Below are 16,756 nucleotides of genomic sequence, written 5' to 3' on the forward strand. Positions count from 1 at the left end.
ACTACATATTTCTACAAATTATGCTATCATTATATCTATTGTATATTGAAGAGGTGATTGTATGTTAAAGATTGGATCTCATGTTTCCATGAGTGGTAAGAAAATGTTATTAGCAGCAAGTGAAGAGGCTGTTTCATACGGTGCAACAACGTTTATGATTTATACAGGTGCACCGCAAAATACACGAAGAAAACCAATTGAAGAATTGAACATAGAAGCAGGAAGAAAACATATGGAGCTGAACGGAATTGAGGAAATTATCGTCCATGCGCCGTATATTATTAATGTTGGGAATACGACGAAGCCAGAAACATTCCAATTAGGCGTAGACTTTCTTCGCATGGAAATTGAAAGAACATCGGCATTAGGTGTAGCGAAACAAATTGTTCTTCACCCAGGAGCGCACGTTGGTGCTGGAGCAGATGCTGGTATTCAACAAATTATTAAAGGGCTTAATGAAGTATTAACGCCAGAACAGACGGTTAACATTGCGTTAGAGACGATGGCAGGAAAAGGAACAGAATGCGGTCGTAGCTTTGAAGAAATTGCAAAAATTATTGATGGTGTAAAATATAATGAAAAGCTATCTGTATGCTTTGATACGTGTCATACGCACGATGCAGGATATGATATTGTAAATGACTTTGACGGCGTATTAAACGAATTTGATAAGATCGTTGGTATAGATCGTTTACAAGTACTTCATATTAATGATAGTAAAAATGTACGCGGAGCAGGAAAAGACCGTCATGAAAACATTGGATTTGGTCACATTGGGTATAAAGCATTGCATCACATTGTACATCATCCACAGTTAATGCATGTACCAAAAATTCTTGAAACACCGTATGTAGGGGAAGATAAAAAAGATAAGAAGCCACCATACAAATTGGAAATCGAAATGCTGAAAAACGGCACTTTTGATGAAGGGCTTCTTGAAAAAATTAAAGCGCAATAAGGAGGGGGAAATCCCCTCCTTATTTTAGTAGTTGCTGAAATAATGTATTTACTTGTTGGGCAGTGGCAGGGGAAGTTACTTTTGCGATTTGTTTTAAAAGCTCTAGTCGCTCGTTGTTATCGTAAATATTAATATTTTTACCCTTCATAAGTAAAACGATTTGATCAGCTTGTGCGGCTGTAATGGGAACTTCATATTCTTTGCTATATTTTAATAGCTCTTTTGTAGAAATATGATTTAATTTTTTATTAACAATTTGTTTAATGAGGTTCATCTTATTATCCTCCTTCACGCGTTCTTCTATCGAAATATATGAGCATATAGCTTGTACATATTCGTGTGGAGTTTCTTTTTCATGAGGAAAAGAAGCGTATGTTATAATATAAGGACAAAACTACAGAAAAAGAGTAAAGGGAGGACTTATGGAGCAAAAGCAACATCGAAAAGAAAGTGTTATTCATCTTATTTATCGTTTAGTTATGATTATTTTTGGAGCAGCATGCGCGGCGGTGGCGATTGAACTATTTTTAATGCCAAATAAAATTATTGATGGTGGAATTATTGGTATTTCTCTTATATTAGATTATCTTACTCCTAACATTTGGTGGTTAAGTTTTTCTACTTTAGTCGTTGTTCTCAATATCCCATTTATGTATTCCGGTTATAAGCAAATTGGAAAAACATTTATGTTATCTTCGACATTTGGTATTGTAGCGTTAGCTTTCATTGAGTCAACGTTACATGCGGTGCCACCATTTACAACAGAACCTATTTTAGCGACAGTGTTTGGTGGGCTTATTTTAGGTCTTGGTGTAGGACTTGTAATTCGTCATGGTGGGTCGTTAGATGGAACTGAAATTATGGGGATTTTATTAACGAAGAAACTACCGTTCTCTGTTGGTGAATTCGTAATGTTTGTGAACTTATTTATTTTTGCATGGGCAGCATTTGTGTTTGGTGTGGAACAAGCGATGTATTCTGTTATGACGTACTATATCGCATTTAAAACAATCGATACAGTAATTCAAGGGCTAGATGAAACGAAGGCGGTTTTAATTGTATCTGATCAATATGAGGAAGTATCAAACGCGATTTTGCATCGTCTTGGCCGTGGAACGACAAAGCTTGTAGCAAAAGGTGGTTACACGGATAAAGAAAAAGAAGTTATTTATGCAGTTGTAACGCGTCTAGAAGTGACGAAGTTAAAATCGATTGTGCATGAAATTGATGAAAATGCGTTTGTTACGATTATGAGCACGCAAGAGACAAATGGTGGTAAGTTTAAATCGGCTATTCACTAAAAGTTTATAGGAATATTTTTTGAAAGCAGAGAATTTTTCTCTGCTTTTTGTTATAATAGTAAGGTTTCTTGAAAAAATAGATATATTTTAGGCAGATTGGTTTACAACTATAATAAGCTGTACTATAATTCAAATAGATATAAATCGGAATCATTCTGAATTAAAATAGGTGAGATGCTATGAATAATATATTAGAAATTGAAGGTTTAACATTCCGATATGAAGATCGGAATGTGTTAGAAAATATTAATTTGCAAGTTCCGAAGGGAGCTTTTTTAGGTTTAGTGGGACCGAATGGTTCAGGTAAATCAACTTTACTTAAGTGTTTATTAGGCGTTTTAAAGCCAAAAGAAGGAAGCATACGCGTGTTTGGCGTTGATAGTAAGAAGTTTAAGGAATGGAACAAAGTTGGTTATGTATCCCAAAAGGCAAATAGTTTCAATTCTGGTTTTCCAGCAACTGTTTCTGAAGTTGTCTCAATGGGACTTGTTTCGAAAAAAGGGCTTTTTCGCTTTTTTACAAAAGAGGATAAAAAAAAGGTAGAAAAAGCAATTGCTGATGTAGGGATGAGTGAGTTTCAAGGTCGTAACATTGGAGAGCTTTCTGGTGGACAGCAACAGCGTGTATTTATTGCTCGTGCGCTCGTTAGTGATCCTGAATTGCTTATTTTGGACGAGCCTACTGTTGGAATCGATGTGAAAAATGTGGAAAGTTTTTACGAAATATTAGAGGATTTAAACAAAAGGCTCGGGATTACATTAATTCTTGTTACTCATGATATGGGAGCTGTTACTGAAAAAGTAACACATGTTGCATGCCTAAACCAACATCTACATTTCCATGGAAATGTAGAGAAGTTCCGAGAGTTAGAAGATGCAGAAATGTCCGTCTTATATGGACATCATGTTCATCGTTTAGAACACGAACATGAGCATCACGGGAGGATATAATGATACAAGATTTTTTACAATATGACTTTTTACGTAATTCTTTATACGCAGGTATTTTAATTGGACTTGTTGCACCGCTAATTGGTGTGTTTGTTGTTATTCGTCGTTTATCTCTTATTGCGGATGCATTAAGTCACGTGACGTTATCGGGTATTGCAGCAAGTTTATTACTTGAAAAAACCATTTTTACAGGGGGATTTTTAAACCCCTTATATATGGGGATGATTTTCTCGATTGGTGGAGCGCTACTAATCGAAAAGTTACGAACTGTATATAAGCACTATCAAGAATTAGCAATTCCAATTATCCTTTCGGCAGGGATGGGGGTTGGAGTTATTTTCATTTCACTTGCAAATGGATTTAACACAGACTTATTTAGTTATTTATTTGGTAGTGTCAGTGCTGTAACAAGTACAGATTTAATTATTATTGGGATTGTAGCAATTGTTGTTGTTGCGACAATTATTTTATTATATAAAGAGCTGTTTCTATTATCATTTGATGAGGAATACGCAGTATCAACTGGTTTAAGAGCGAAATGGATTCATTTTATTTTCATTATATTAGTTGCTCTTGTCATTGCAGTATCAATGCGTGTAGTGGGGGTTCTTCTCGTATCATCATTAATGACATTACCAGTTGCAGCAAGTATTCGTATTGCTAAAGGATTTAAACAAACAATTTTCTTTTCCATTTTATTTGGTGAAATTGCAGTAATTGGTGGAATGTTTGCTTCGTATCAACTTGATCTAGCGCCAGGTGGTACAATTGTTATGATAGCAGTTCTTATTTTAATCGGTGCGATTTTATGGAAGAAGAAAAAAACTGCATAAAGTAGGGATAGGTATGAATCTAACAGAAGCTTTACGCCTAATGAAAGAAAAAGGATATAAACATACTGGAAAAAGAGAAGAGATGCTCAGATTATTTGCAGCACATAATCGTTATTTAACTGCGAAAGACGTTTTAGAACATATGAAAGACGATTATCCAGGGCTTAGTTTTGATACGATTTATCGTAACTTAACAGTTTTTGCTGAGATTGGTGTTTTAGAACAAACGGAATTAAATGGCGAAAAACATTTTCGTTTTACTTGTTCTATTATGGAACATCATCATCATTTTATTTGTTTGGATTGTGGGGGGACGAAAGAGATTACTTCCTGCCCAATGGATTTTATGAATAAAGATTTTACTGGTTATGAAGTAACGGGTCATAAGTTTGAAATATATGGTCGTTGTCCAAAATGTGCAAAGTAAAAGCTCGTCGGTTATGTAACTGACGAGCTTTTTTACGTAGAAAAGAAGGTTGCTCACAAATATTGTGGCAACCTTCTTTTTATTGTTCTTGTGTCTCTTTTTCTTTTTCTCGTTCAGCAGCCATTTCAGCAGCAATTACGTCGATTTCTTTTTTCAGTTCTTCTACCATTGTTTCTTCTGGTACTTTACGAACGACTTGCCCTTTACGGAATAATAATCCCTCTCCACGTGCACCGGCAATACCGATATCAGCTTCACGAGCTTCACCAGGGCCATTTACAGCGCAACCAAGTACTGCAACTTTAATTGGTACTTGAAGTGTAGAGATGTATTCTTCCACTTCGTTAGCAATGCTAATTAAATCGATTTCAATACGACCACAAGTTGGACACGAGATAAGTGTTGCTGCATTAGACGCAAGACCGAATGATTTTAATAATTCGCGAGCAACTTTTACTTCTTCAACTGGATCAGCACTTAATGAAATACGTAGTGTATTTCCGATGCCTTTATTTAAGATTGCTCCAAGACCAGCAGCACTTTTTACAGTTCCGGCAAACAATGTTCCAGATTCTGTAATACCTAAATGTAATGGATAATCAAAAGCACGAGCAGCTTTCTCGTATGCTTCGATTGCTAAGTTAACATCAGAGGCTTTCATAGATACGATAATATCGTGGAAATCTAAGTCCTCTAAAATTTTAATATGATGTAGCGCGCTCTCAACCATACCATCTGCAGTTGGGTACCCGTACTTTTCTAAAATGTGTCGCTCTAATGAACCAGCGTTTACACCGATACGGATTGGAATACCGCGCTCTTTTGCTGCATTTACAACAGCTTCTACTTTATGGCGACGACCAATATTACCTGGATTGATACGTACTTTATCGATGCCACCTTCAATTGCTTTTAAAGCAAGGCGATAATCAAAATGAATATCAGCAACAAGTGGAATGTTGATTTGTTTTTTTATATCAGCAATAGCATCTGCTGCGCGTTCATCTGGAACGGCAACGCGGACGACTTGACAGCCGGCTTCTTCTAAACGCTTGATTTCAGCAACTGTTGCTTCAACATCATGTGTTTTTGTTGTTGTCATACTTTGTATAATTAATTCATTATTACCGCCGATTGTTAAATTACCGACTTTAACTGGACGTGTTTTTGTACGATGAGTCATTTCATTCACGAATAGATCGCTCTCCTTATAAAAGAAGTTTCTTATTTAGTCCCTCATATCAATGATAGTATACGTGATATAGGGCTATAGAAACCGAAGTACTCGGTTTCACTTTTACTATTGTATCAGCGCCTTTATGTAATTGACAAGGATTAAGTGATAGCTTATTGATATAACGGGAATTTATAAGACTTTCCAATTTGTATTTTTGTAGCAGATGTACTTTTGTTTAATTGTTTAAAGTCGTCAATGACTTTTTCTATGGAAGGAATTTTTTTCTTGTTAATTTGTTCTGTAATAGAAAGAACTGTCTCACCAGTTTTTACTTCAATTGTTTTATAAGATACATCCGTTTCTTTTTCTGTTTTGTTCGCTTTATTTTGTTGACTGTCTGTGTTTTCTTTTTTAATTGTTTGAGCAGCAGTTGTTTTTTTATATGAACTTAACATCGGTAAAGTACCGATTTTTATATCGTAATAAAATATATAACCGAGAACAAGCACGAATAGGAATATACCTAATCTCTTCATATTCTTCACTCCTTTGCTAGGAATATATGCTTGTCCAAAAAAAAAATGCCTATTTAGGCATTTTTTATTTTTCTTTCGGTTTGGGTACCTCTTTAATCGTTAAGTATAGAACGATTAAAACAACAGCGATATAAATGAACGTTGCTCCAGGTACGACGATTTTGAATAAATCCATAATCATGAAGAAAATGGTTGGGATCGTGTAGCTGTATGCAGTTAGTGTCCAAACTTGTTTATAGGATAGTTTACGTTGACCGCTCATAGCAGAACCGATGAACGCAAGTAAAGTCACGCCTACAAAAGTGATGAATAATTGGAATAGGTACACTAAGAATCCAATAACAAATAATAAAATTGGATAAATATTATCGAATAAAGAAATAAATTCTTGTAGATCTTTTTTCTCAAGAGATGCACCTAACAAATCGTTATAAGAATACGTTTGTGTTTGACCATTTCCCATAGAGACTACTTTATCTTTTAAAACAAATAAACCTGTTTTATTTTGATATTTTTCTAGGTCTGTTGAATTTGGATCAAATACGAAAAGTGTATTTCCTTCTTCTTTTTCAATAGGTTGATCAATATCGGCTTTTAGTTCGCCATTTTCGATTTTAAAATCAGGTAAATCTTTATCGATGACTTGATTTACCATGCCTACACCATCTTGGATAAAACTACCGTACAAAAAAGTTCTTGGAATAGTAGTAATTAAGCAAAGTAGCATAATATACAAAATGGTTTTACCGATTTTTTGAAAACGGAATAGCGCCATATCTTTAGGCGAGTATATGCTTTTTACGAATTGGGTAAATATGGACATAGATTCACTTCCTTTATGTATGTATAAAATCATTGTAACGTAGGAATCTAGAGAATCTCAAGATATATTATATTTACATATAGTGGAGATAACTAAATTTCTTTTATTAACTTTCTTCTTTTAAATAAGAAAAATACAATTGACACTTTTCTTTTCTATATGGTAAATTTATCTTACATTTCTTAAAGAGCATATCCGATAGGAATTCCTCTATTTGATATGTTGTTACATACATAATTGTGGACCCTTAGCTCAGCTGGTTAGAGCAGACGGCTCATAACCGTCCGGTCGTAGGTTCGAGTCCTACAGGGTCCATATCCATTTCGCATGTTTATTATGTTAGCAGGAAGCTTCCTTGTAGAAGGAAGCTTTTTTTACGGAATATATGAGCATTTTAATTGAAAAGAAGTGGGAATTTTGCTACTTTAATGATAGCAAGACAATGTGATTTATTTGTTTGCACCCTATGGCAATTAGGGTAGAATGAAGTTGTATGTCACTTAAGTGGCAATACATAAACTGGGAGGAATATAACAATGGCAAAACACGAATTACCAAATTTACCTTATGCGTATGATGCTTTAGAGCCTCACTTTGACAAAGAAACAATGAACATCCATCATACAAAACATCACAACACGTACATTACAAACTTAAACGCTGCTTTAGAAGGTCATGCAGAATTAGCTGACAAAAGCGTAGAAGAATTAGTTGCAAACTTAAACGAAGTACCAGAAGCAATCCGTACAGCAGTACGTAACAATGGTGGCGGACATGCTAACCATACATTCTTCTGGACAATCCTATCTCCAAACGGCGGAGGACAACCTGTAGGTGAACTTGCAACTGCAATTGAAGCAAAATTCGGTAGCTTCGATGCATTCAAAGAAGAATTCGCAAAAGCTGGCGCAACTCGCTTCGGTTCTGGTTGGGCTTGGTTAGTAGTAAACAATGGTGAGTTAGAAGTAACAAGCACTCCAAACCAAGATTCTCCTTTAACTGAAGGTAAAACTCCAGTTATCGGTTTAGATGTTTGGGAGCATGCTTACTACTTAAACTACCAAAACCGTCGTCCAGACTACATCGGCGCATTCTGGAACGTTGTAGATTGGAACGCTGCTGAAAAACGTTACCAAGAAGCAAAATAATCGTAATAAATATAGAAAAAGCTAGGGGAGAGCTCCTAGCTTTTTTCTATGCTTTCCTTTTACATAATTGGGCTTGTCTTTGGAAGACTAGAACATGAAGTAAAGGAGAGTTGTGTATGAAATGGAAACATATAATTGGTGACGTTGAAGTGAATCGGGATTTAGTGTTATTGCTCCTTATAGGAGGTTTATACACGCTCGCAATTTCTTTATCGAATACGTTTGTAAATATTTATTTATGGAAACAAACACAAAATTATGTGAATCTTGGCTTGTATAATTTAGCCAGCGTGGTATTACAGCCTCTCACATTTCTTGTAGGGGGAAAATTAGCGAAACGTATCGATCGCTCGATTTTATTACGAATAGGAGTAGGGACGCTCGCAATTTTTTTTATTGTTGTCTTAGTAGCAGGGAAAAGTGCTTCTCAGTATATTTTATTAATGGGGGCTCTTTTAGGAGTAGGATACGGTTTTTACTGGTTGGCTTTTAACTTATTGACATTTGAAATTACAGAACCAGAAACAAGAGATTTCTTTAATGGGTTTCTTGGACTTCTTACATCCTTCTCTGGAATGATTGGACCAATAGCAGCAGGATACACAATTTCACGTATGGAGAAATGGAGTGGCTATACTGTTATATTCTTTCTTTCATTAGTTCTATTTGCAATTGCTGTCGTCTTAAGCTTCTTTTTATCTAAAAGAGAATGTGAAGGGCGTTATGAAATCGTGCAAGTATTGAAAGAACGACGGATTGATAAAAATTGGGGAAAGATTACACGAGCTCATTTTTTCCAAGGATTGAGAGAAGGAACGTTTATTTTTGTCATTTCAGTATATGTTTATTTAGCAACTAATAGTGAGTTTGCATTAGGGAAATACAGTTTAGTGAACTCTGCTGTATCCTTTGTATGTTATTACTTAGTTGCTCGTATGTTAAAGAAGGAGTGGCGAAAAAAAGCAATTTTACTTGGAGGCATTATTTTATATGCTGTCGTCTTTTTAGTTATTTTCAATGTTACATACACGAAATTACTTATTTATGCGGCATGTATTGCAATTGCATATCCTATTTTACTTGTTCCGTACGGATCAATGACATATGACGTAATTGGTAGAGCGAAAAATGCGAGAGAATGGCGTGTGGAATATGTCGTTGTTCGGGAGCTGTGGTTAAACGCCGGAAGAATCTGTTCCATTTTAAGTTTTTTATGTGCTGTACTATTCTTTCCACCTGAAAAAAGTTTACCTTACTTATTATGTATTTTAGGTGCTGGACATTTTCTTATTTATTTTGCAGTTAAAAATGTCAAATATGATGAGGGAAATGCGAGTAAAGCAAGTGTTGTAACGCAAGGGAACGCGCAAAACCAAACTGAACCAGAAGGTTAACTTCTCGTTTGTTTTATGCTAGAATAGAAAAAGATGTAAGACAGCAGTGAGGACACCTGTATGAAGGTGTCCCTTTCACATTACATAGCTGTTGGTAGAGGGGGTTTGTATGAGCAAGAAACAGAAGCAAAATAAGAAAAAGACCCACGTTCCTTTTCGGTTAAACGTGCTGTTTTTCTGCGTGTTTTTAATGTTCTCCGCGGTTATTGTAAGGCTCGGATATGTACAAATTGTTCGTGGTGAAGAATATAAGAATGAAGTGGAGAAGAAAGAAAACTCAACGATAAGTAATCCTGTACCGCGTGGGAAAATATTTGACCGTTATGGGCGAGCTGTAGTAGATAATGTAGCCATTCGTACTATTACATTTACAAAAATGAAAGGATCAACTGCAGAAGATCGCTTAGAAACAGCGAAAAAGCTAGCAGATTTGATTGAAGTACCGACAGATAAATTAACGGATCGCGATAAAAAGGATTATTGGCTTGCTATGCATAAAGAGGAAGCTAAAGAAAAAATTACGAATAAAGATCGTCAAGAGTTTAAAGATAAAAAAATTGATGATAAAGAATTAGACGAGCGCCAGCGAAGTCGTGTAACAGAAGAAGAAGTTAATCAATTATCCGCAAAAGATTTAGAAATACTCGCGATTAAGAGTAAGATGGATGGCGGATATGCAATGACACCTCAAGTTATTAAAAAGGATGCTACAGAAAAGGAATATTCGATTATTAGTGAAAACTTAGCAGCATTACCAGGTGTAGATACGAATGTTGATTGGGATCGAAAATATACGTACGATGATTTATTCCGAAGTGTACTTGGTGGGGTGTCGACATCTGATGAAGGTTTACCGAGAGAAAGACTAGATTACTATCTTGTTCGTGATTATAATCGAAATGACCGAGTAGGAAAAAGTTATCTTGAGCAACAGTATGAAGATAGCCTACACGGTACGAAAGCAGAAGTTAGAAATGTTACAGATAAAAACGGTAATATTTTAGAAACGATTAATGTATCAAAAGGACAAAGTGGTAATGACCTGAACTTAACAATTGATATGGAATTACAAAAGCGCGTGGAAGATATTCTTGCGAAGAATTTAATGAGGTTTAAAGGAAGCGAACCTCTTTTAGATCGCGCATTCGTTGTAATGATGAACCCAAAAAATGGCGAAGTTTTATCTATGGCGGGGAAACAATTAGTTAACGAAGATGGTCAAACGAAAGTAAATGACTTTGCATTAGGTACCATGACAAGTTCTTATCCGATGGGATCAACTGTAAAAGGTGCAACAGTACTTACTGGATATCAAACTGGTGCGATTCAACCAGGATCGGTGCAATTGGATGAACCAATTAAATTAAAAGGTACACCTACGAAGTCGTCTTGGAAAACGATGGGATACATTAATGACCTTACAGCTTTAAAAATGTCTTCTAACGTTTATATGTTTAAAACAGCGATGAATATCGCCGGTGTTCAGTATGTGAGAGGTGGTACGTTAGATATACCTCAAAAAGCATTTGATACGATGCGTTATTATTTCGGACAGTTTGGACTTGGTGTAAAAACAGGAATTGATTTACCGAATGAATCTGCTGGTCAGATGGGTAGAAGTAGTCAACCAGGTTTCTTACTAGATTTATCAATTGGACAGTATGATACGTATACACCGCTGCAATTAGCGCAATATATTTCGACGATTGCCAATGGCGGATATCGTATGCAACCACAAGTTGTAAAAGAAATTCGTCAACCGGCAGTGAAACCGGATGAAGTTGGGAAAGTTGTTCAATCTATGGAACCGAAAGTATTAAATCGTGTTGATATGCCAGAATCGCAAATTAAACGTGTTCAAGAAGGATTTAGACAAGTTTATAATGATTCAGGTGGTACAGCTACAAAATACTTTACAGGTGCAAAATATAAAGCGGCAGGGAAGACAGGTACCGCGCAAACTGTGTATGGCGGAGATAAAGAGATTGGTAGAAAGGCAAACGGTGAACGTGTGGAAACATATAACTTAACATTAGTAGGTTATGCGCCACTTGAAGATCCAGAAGTAGCATTCTCTGTTGTCGTTCCGTGGGTACATGATGATAAGACTGGTATTAATGGATATATTGGTCGTGAAATTATGGACGCTTACTTTGATTTAAAAAACAAAGAAGTAAATGGTGAAGCTCCAAAAGATGATAAAGACAATAAAAATAAAGAGCAAGATGATGAATAAAAAAGTTGTAAAAAAGCACACTATCTGAAAAGATAGTGTGCTTTTTTTTATGGTTTATGCATATCGTGTAATAAATGTGGACAAGTATACAACATTGAAAAAAACGCGGCCGTATAAATGATACTTGTATATGGTGGGATAGGGGATAAATATTTTATAGGGAATCATCAGAGGAAATGAATAGCTACTACTGAATTGAAATTGTACCGTATGTTGATTTATGTGGAACTTTACAAAACTTTTACAAACAATTAAAACCGAATTAATAGTTTAGCAGTATTCTTATATCTGTAATCCTGTTATTTTCGGTTACTTCTAGGAGGAAGAACACGTGAAATGGATGCGTACACCGATTAAAGTTTTCGTATTATCAATATGGTTCCTCTGTTTTGAAATGTCTAATGCATTTGCTTTAAATGATACGGGAGAAGTGAGAGTTGATGGATCCTCAACGGTTTTTCCTATTATAGAAGCAGTAGCGGAGGAATATACAAAGGTGCATCCAGACGTGAAAATTTCCATCAGTATTTCTGGAACTGGGGGAGGATTTAATCGTTTCAGTAAAGGAGAAGTAGATATAAATAATGCTTCGAGAGTAATGAAACAAGTCGAGAAAAATGAAATGAAGAAAAACTCTATTCAGTTCACACCTTTTGAGGTTGCTAACGACGGTCTTACGATTGTTGTGAATCGCCATAATACATGGGTAGACGATATGTCAGTAGACGAGTTACGACTACTTTGGAGTGAAGATGGAAGAGAGAAGCGATGGTCACAAATTCATTCAACATGGCCACGTGAACAAGTGAAGTTTTATGCACCAGGCGTAGACTCTGGTACGTATGATTATTTTCAAAATGTCATCTTACAAAATCATCGCATTGTAAAAAAAGTCTCTTTGTCTGAAGATGATCAAGTTATTATGCAAGGGGTAATGAATGATAAACATGCCATTGCTTTTGTAGGATATGCTTATTATATGGCTAATCGAGATAAGGTGAAAGCAATAAAAGTAAATGGTGTATTTCCGACGAAAGAGACCATTCAATCAGGTAAGTATAAGCCGTTATCTAGGCCGCTACTTACTTATGTGAATAATGCATCTATCCGAAATAAAATGAATGTAGCAAACTATGTTGAGTTTATGATTCAGCATGTCGGTAACCTCGCTGAAGAGGTCGGATATGTAAAATTAAGAAAAGAAAAATACAATGAACAGCTGCGTATGTTAACAGAAATAAAAGGGTAATGTCAGGGTGGAAAGGGGTTTTCATCTTTGGCTCATAATGACAAAAGTCAAATTACATTTTCTGTACAACATTTGATTGAAAGAAATACAAAACAAAGAAAAAAAACGCAGCGAATCAATCGAATAGTGCCTTTATTACTAAAAATAATTGCTAGTGTTTCTATTGTGACGACACTTGGAATTGTTTTTACGCTCTCTAATGAAACAATCATGTTTTTTCAAAAAATATCATTATACTCCTTTTTAACGGAGAAAGAATGGTTACCATTTTTTGAAGATCCTAAATTCGGTATATTACCACTTATATGTGGAACGTTCCTTGTAACAGCAATTGCTATGTTTGTAGCAATTCCTATCGGTTTAGCGTGTGCCGTATTTTTAAGCGAATATGCTTCAAATAGTGCACGGAAAATATTAAAGCCGATGTTAGAGCTATTAGCAGGTATCCCGACAATTGTATATGGTTTTTTTGCATTAACAGTTGTTACACCGCTTTTACAAAGGATTATACCAGATTTACAGTTTTTTAATGCGATTAGTCCAGGAATCGTTATCGGATTTATGATGATGCCTACAATTGCATCTCTATCTGAAGACGCGATGAGAGCTGTGGCGAAAGGGACGAAAGAAGCTTCATTAGCACTCGGAGCGACGCGGTTTGAAATGGTAAAACAAGTGGTGTTTCCGTCCGCTTTTACAGGGATTATGGCAGCAATTATATTAGCAGCTTCTCGTGCAATTGGTGAAACGATGATTGTTGTAATTGCAGCAGGATCCACACCAAATGTATCGCTTGATCCGACACATTCTATTCAAACGTTAACAGCCTATATTGTGCAAGTAAGTTTAGGTGATGCTCCGCATGGAACGATTACGTATTACAGCATGTATGCTGTAGGCGCAACGTTATTTTTGTTTACCTTTATTATGAACATCATTTCGCAGTCAATTATGCGCCGTTTTAGGAGGATGACATAATATGCGAATGTTGAATCATAAAAAAATACAAAAAAATATGGCATCACGCTTTTTAAAAGATCGAATTTACAAATTGTTATTTTATATAGCAATTTTATTTTCAATCGTAATTTTGTTTTTGTTACTGTTTCAAATTGTTGAAAAAGGTATAAGTTATCTTTCAATAGATTTCTTTACAAATTTCGCTTCACGTAATCCGAAAGAAGCTGGTATTGCTGCAGCTTTGTCAGGGACAATATTATTTATGAGTATTGTTATACCTGTTTCTTTTATATTTGGAGTTGGAACAGCACTTTATTTAGAGCAATATGCGAAGGAATCTCTATTTAAAAAAATAATAGAGATTAATAATCAAACGTTGGCAGGAGTACCGTCCGTTGTATTTGGATTGCTTGGTTTAACTATTTTTGTATATGCTCTTCATTTAGGAGAGAGTATAGTTGCAGCAGCATTGACGATGAGTCTACTCGTTTTACCAACAGTTGTTGTGGCGAGTCAAGAAGCAATTCGATCAGTACCAAGTGTTTTATTAGAGGGTTCTTACGGATTAGGTGCTACGAAGTGGCAAACGATGTATCAAATTGTATTGCCATATGCTTTCCCAGGGATTATAACGGGCTGTACGTTAGCGATATCAAGAGCAATTGGAGAGGCTGCACCACTATTAGTTATTGGGGCACTTGCGTTTGCAAATTATGTTCCATTTAGTATGTTTGATAGATTTACAGTTCTACCAATTCAAATTTTTAATTGGATGAGTAGGCCACAAGAAGAATTTCAGTATGTAGCAGCAGCTGGGATGATTGTTTTGTTAGGTTTGTTGCTATTTATCAATATATTTGTTTTATGGTTACGAAATCGAAAATAAGTTGGAAGTGGATGAAAGGGGAATTCAAATGGTAGCAACAGTAGTAAATGTACAGGTGAAAAACGAAGAGAAAATCGAGACTGCGCCAAAGAAGGTAGTATTTGATACGAAAAACTTAAATTTATGGTACGGGGAAGACCATGCTTTAAAAGATATTAATTTAAGTATTCATGAGAATGAAGTTACAGCCATTATCGGTCCAAGTGGCTGTGGTAAATCAACGTACTTAAAAACATTAAATCGCATGGTAGAGTTAGTACCGATCGTTCGAACTACAGGTGTAATTGAGTATAGAGAACGCAATATATTTGATAAATCATATCCAGTTGAAGAATTAAGAACGCATGTAGGAATGGTGTTCCAAAAGCCAAATCCATTTCCAAAATCTATTTATGAGAATGTAACATACGGTCCAAAAATCCATGGTATTCGTGACAAAAAGACATTAGATGAAATTGTTGAAAAAAGTTTACGTGGAGCAGCGATTTGGGATGAGTTAAAAGATCGTTTGCACGATAATGCATACGGTTTATCTGGTGGACAGCAACAGCGTCTATGCATCGCACGCTGCTTAGCTATTGAGCCAGACGTTATTTTAATGGATGAGCCAACATCGGCATTAGACCCAATTTCAACATTAAAAGTAGAAGAATTAATTCAAGAGCTAAAGAAAGATTTTAGTATTGTTATCGTAACGCATAATATGCAACAAGCAGCGCGTATTTCAGACAAAACAGCTTTCTTCTTAAGCGGGGAAGTTGTGGAGTATACAGATACAAACAAATTATTTACGACTCCTTCAGATAAGCGTACAGAAGATTATATTACAGGTCGCTTTGGTTGATATCGTTTCAAAGCTAAGAGCAAATGCCCTCTTAACAGAGGGCATTTCTTATTTTATCTTACTGTTAATAAAGAAGTAATACTTCTCCTTATCTTAAGTTTTATTACAAGCGTAAGAGGCTATGTAGGAGATTTACCCCGCTATTTGCGGGCAGTAAGACCCCCACCTTAAAATTTAGCGAAAGCAAAGAAGTTAGGGAGGGGATCTTGCTGCCTATCAAATCCCGATTGATGAGGGTTGATTAAAGTTTCACTTTTATATAATGGCACATAATATTGAGGGGGAAGAAAAATGGTAAGAGAACAGTTCCAAGGTGATTTAAAAGCGTTACAGCAAAAGGTGATTGAGCTTGGAGAATTAGCAAATGCGGCTTTATTGATTGCTATGGAAGGTCTGCATACAAGAGATGTAGAGAAAGCGTTAGAGGTCATTGATGGTGATTACCGCATGGATAATTTAGAAGAGGAAATAAACGATCTTGCGCTTATGCTCATTACGAAGCAGCAACCTGTAGCAAGTGACTTAAGAAGGATTTTTATTTCAATTAAAACAGCGACAGATTTAGAGCGCATTGCAGATCATGCTGTTAATATTGCAAAGGCTACAATTCGTCTTGGGGAAAAAGAAGTGGCTGTTAGTTTGCACAACCTAGATGAAATGTTTGCGGTTGCAAATGAGATGTTGCATTTAGCGTTAGAAGCATATGAACAAGAAAATTTAACTTTTGCGAAACAAATTGCTGAAATGGATGATTCCGTTGATGAAATATATGGAAAAGCAATTCGTGAGTTTATATCTTCAGTTCCGGAACAACCAGAAGCAATTACGCAAATTACACAATTATCATTTGTCGCGAGATATATTGAGCGTGTAGCAGATCATATTACAAATATTGCTGAAAATGTCTTTTATTTAGTAAAAGGAAAGCATTATTTATTGAATGAGTAGGAATGAAAGTAGGTGATGAGAAATCACCTGCTTTTTTTAGTCAAAACATGACAAAAAAAGCTCGTTGTTTCCTTTAGTTTATGATG

17 protein-coding genes and 1 tRNA gene are annotated in these 16,756 nt (G+C 35.7%); 14 read left to right on the forward strand and 4 right to left on the reverse strand.

Annotated features, from left to right (window positions below; all coding sequences use genetic code 11):
- The first annotated feature begins 61 nt into the window (after positions 1-61).
- The gene (locus MKY38_RS00575) at positions 62-958 is read left to right on the forward strand and encodes a deoxyribonuclease IV (protein ID WP_000912460.1); all 897 of its coding nucleotides are present in this window, start codon (positions 62-64) and stop codon (positions 956-958) included.
- A gap of 19 nt (positions 959-977) precedes the next feature.
- On the opposite strand, the gene MKY38_RS00580 is transcribed toward MKY38_RS00575, so the two are convergent.
- Complete coding sequence (locus tag MKY38_RS00580; RefSeq protein WP_001048954.1) at positions 978-1,232, reverse strand: DUF2624 domain-containing protein; 255 nt, start codon at positions 1,230-1,232, stop codon at positions 978-980.
- Between the two features lie 148 nt (positions 1,233-1,380).
- Here MKY38_RS00580 and MKY38_RS00585 point away from each other — a divergent pair, with 148 nt between their 5' ends.
- The 4 genes from MKY38_RS00585 to MKY38_RS00600 all read left to right on the forward strand — a co-directional run bounded on the left by MKY38_RS00585 (position 1,381) and on the right by MKY38_RS00600 (position 4,469).
- A complete protein-coding gene (locus MKY38_RS00585) occupies positions 1,381-2,259 on the forward strand; it encodes a YitT family protein (RefSeq protein WP_000435963.1) in 879 nt (292 codons plus the stop codon).
- Positions 2,260-2,438: 179 nt separating this feature from the next.
- A complete protein-coding gene (locus MKY38_RS00590; RefSeq protein ID WP_001059662.1) occupies positions 2,439-3,209 on the forward strand; it encodes a metal ABC transporter ATP-binding protein in 771 nt (256 codons plus the stop codon).
- Positions 3,209-4,042, forward strand: a complete 834-nt coding sequence (locus MKY38_RS00595) for a metal ABC transporter permease (protein WP_000613815.1) — start codon at positions 3,209-3,211, stop codon at positions 4,040-4,042. The genes MKY38_RS00590 and MKY38_RS00595 overlap by 1 nt, the downstream gene beginning before the upstream one ends.
- Before the next feature lie 13 nt (positions 4,043-4,055).
- Positions 4,056-4,469 carry a Fur family transcriptional regulator gene (locus MKY38_RS00600; RefSeq protein ID WP_001054516.1) on the forward strand — a complete coding sequence of 138 codons (414 nt, stop codon included), beginning with the start codon at positions 4,056-4,058 and terminating at the stop codon, positions 4,467-4,469.
- Positions 4,470-4,548: 79 nt separating this feature from the next.
- Here MKY38_RS00600 and ispG read toward each other — a convergent pair whose 3' ends face one another.
- The 3 genes from ispG to yqgB form a co-directional block, all read right to left on the reverse strand.
- Entirely contained in the window at positions 4,549-5,652 is a 1,104-nt protein-coding gene (ispG, locus tag MKY38_RS00605; protein ID WP_153577907.1) for a flavodoxin-dependent (E)-4-hydroxy-3-methylbut-2-enyl-diphosphate synthase, read from the reverse strand.
- A 164-nt stretch (positions 5,653-5,816) separates the two neighbouring features.
- Entirely contained in the window at positions 5,817-6,182 is a 366-nt protein-coding gene (gene yqfZ, locus MKY38_RS00610; protein ID WP_000825414.1) for a protein YqfZ, read from the reverse strand.
- Between the two features lie 64 nt (positions 6,183-6,246).
- A complete protein-coding gene (yqgB, locus tag MKY38_RS00615; RefSeq protein WP_000021898.1) occupies positions 6,247-7,005 on the reverse strand; it encodes a protein YqgB in 759 nt (252 codons plus the stop codon).
- Positions 7,006-7,246: 241 nt separating this feature from the next.
- On the opposite strand from yqgB, the gene MKY38_RS00620 reads away from it, so the two are divergent.
- The 9 genes from MKY38_RS00620 (at position 7,247) to phoU (ending at position 16,670) form a co-directional block, all read left to right on the forward strand.
- Positions 7,247-7,320: transfer RNA gene (locus tag MKY38_RS00620), tRNA-Ile, on the forward strand.
- 221 nt (positions 7,321-7,541) lie between these two features.
- Entirely contained in the window at positions 7,542-8,153 is a 612-nt protein-coding gene (sodA, locus tag MKY38_RS00625) for a superoxide dismutase [Mn] (protein WP_001052031.1), read from the forward strand.
- Between the two features lie 116 nt (positions 8,154-8,269).
- Positions 8,270-9,547: an MFS transporter gene (locus MKY38_RS00630; RefSeq protein ID WP_000871384.1), complete on the forward strand. Its 1,278-nt coding sequence runs from the start codon at positions 8,270-8,272 to the stop codon at positions 9,545-9,547.
- A gap of 109 nt (positions 9,548-9,656) precedes the next feature.
- On the forward strand, positions 9,657-11,783 hold the full coding sequence (locus MKY38_RS00635; protein ID WP_000038977.1) for a peptidoglycan D,D-transpeptidase FtsI family protein: 2,127 nt from the start codon (positions 9,657-9,659) through the stop codon (positions 11,781-11,783).
- Positions 11,784-12,114: 331 nt separating this feature from the next.
- A complete protein-coding gene (locus MKY38_RS00640; protein ID WP_341047813.1) occupies positions 12,115-13,032 on the forward strand; it encodes a PstS family phosphate ABC transporter substrate-binding protein in 918 nt (305 codons plus the stop codon).
- A gap of 27 nt (positions 13,033-13,059) precedes the next feature.
- On the forward strand, positions 13,060-14,010 hold the full coding sequence (pstC, locus tag MKY38_RS00645) for a phosphate ABC transporter permease subunit PstC (RefSeq protein ID WP_000940918.1): 951 nt from the start codon (positions 13,060-13,062) through the stop codon (positions 14,008-14,010).
- A gap of 1 nt (position 14,011) precedes the next feature.
- Positions 14,012-14,878, forward strand: a complete 867-nt coding sequence (pstA, locus tag MKY38_RS00650; RefSeq protein WP_001242557.1) for a phosphate ABC transporter permease PstA — start codon at positions 14,012-14,014, stop codon at positions 14,876-14,878.
- A 28-nt stretch (positions 14,879-14,906) separates the two neighbouring features.
- Positions 14,907-15,722 (forward strand): phosphate ABC transporter ATP-binding protein, encoded by an 816-nt coding sequence (pstB, locus tag MKY38_RS00655; protein WP_000226686.1) that lies wholly within the window; start codon positions 14,907-14,909, stop codon positions 15,720-15,722.
- Positions 15,723-16,013: 291 nt separating this feature from the next.
- Positions 16,014-16,670, forward strand: a complete 657-nt coding sequence (gene phoU / locus MKY38_RS00660) for a phosphate signaling complex protein PhoU (protein WP_000251240.1) — start codon at positions 16,014-16,016, stop codon at positions 16,668-16,670.
- Positions 16,671-16,756: the final 86 nt, after the last annotated feature.

Origin of the sequence: Bacillus sp. FSL R5-0585 (genome assembly GCF_038004545.1) — a bacterium.
Taxonomy (GTDB): domain Bacteria; phylum Bacillota; class Bacilli; order Bacillales; family Bacillaceae_G; genus Bacillus_A; species Bacillus_A cereus.

What these genes read in the sequence shown, in the direction of transcription:
- MKY38_RS00575 (WP_000912460.1), top strand. Translation starts at nt 62, where the DNA reads ATGTTAAAGATTGGATCTCATGTTTCCATGAGTGGTAAGAAAATGTTA.
- MKY38_RS00580 (WP_001048954.1), bottom strand. Translation starts at nt 1,232, where the DNA reads ATGAACCTCATTAAACAAATTGTTAATAAAAAATTAAATCATATTTCT.
- MKY38_RS00585 (WP_000435963.1), top strand. Translation starts at nt 1,381, where the DNA reads ATGGAGCAAAAGCAACATCGAAAAGAAAGTGTTATTCATCTTATTTAT.
- MKY38_RS00590 (WP_001059662.1), top strand. Translation starts at nt 2,439, where the DNA reads ATGAATAATATATTAGAAATTGAAGGTTTAACATTCCGATATGAAGAT.
- MKY38_RS00595 (WP_000613815.1), top strand. Translation starts at nt 3,209, where the DNA reads ATGATACAAGATTTTTTACAATATGACTTTTTACGTAATTCTTTATAC.
- MKY38_RS00600 (WP_001054516.1), top strand. Translation starts at nt 4,056, where the DNA reads ATGAATCTAACAGAAGCTTTACGCCTAATGAAAGAAAAAGGATATAAA.
- ispG (WP_153577907.1), bottom strand. Translation starts at nt 5,652, where the DNA reads ATGACTCATCGTACAAAAACACGTCCAGTTAAAGTCGGTAATTTAACA.
- yqfZ (WP_000825414.1), bottom strand. Translation starts at nt 6,182, where the DNA reads ATGAAGAGATTAGGTATATTCCTATTCGTGCTTGTTCTCGGTTATATA.
- yqgB (WP_000021898.1), bottom strand. Translation starts at nt 7,005, where the DNA reads ATGTCCATATTTACCCAATTCGTAAAAAGCATATACTCGCCTAAAGAT.
- sodA (WP_001052031.1), top strand. Translation starts at nt 7,542, where the DNA reads ATGGCAAAACACGAATTACCAAATTTACCTTATGCGTATGATGCTTTA.
- MKY38_RS00630 (WP_000871384.1), top strand. Translation starts at nt 8,270, where the DNA reads ATGAAATGGAAACATATAATTGGTGACGTTGAAGTGAATCGGGATTTA.
- MKY38_RS00635 (WP_000038977.1), top strand. Translation starts at nt 9,657, where the DNA reads ATGAGCAAGAAACAGAAGCAAAATAAGAAAAAGACCCACGTTCCTTTT.
- pstA (WP_001242557.1), top strand. Translation starts at nt 14,012, where the DNA reads ATGCGAATGTTGAATCATAAAAAAATACAAAAAAATATGGCATCACGC.
- pstB (WP_000226686.1), top strand. Translation starts at nt 14,907, where the DNA reads ATGGTAGCAACAGTAGTAAATGTACAGGTGAAAAACGAAGAGAAAATC.
- phoU (WP_000251240.1), top strand. Translation starts at nt 16,014, where the DNA reads ATGGTAAGAGAACAGTTCCAAGGTGATTTAAAAGCGTTACAGCAAAAG.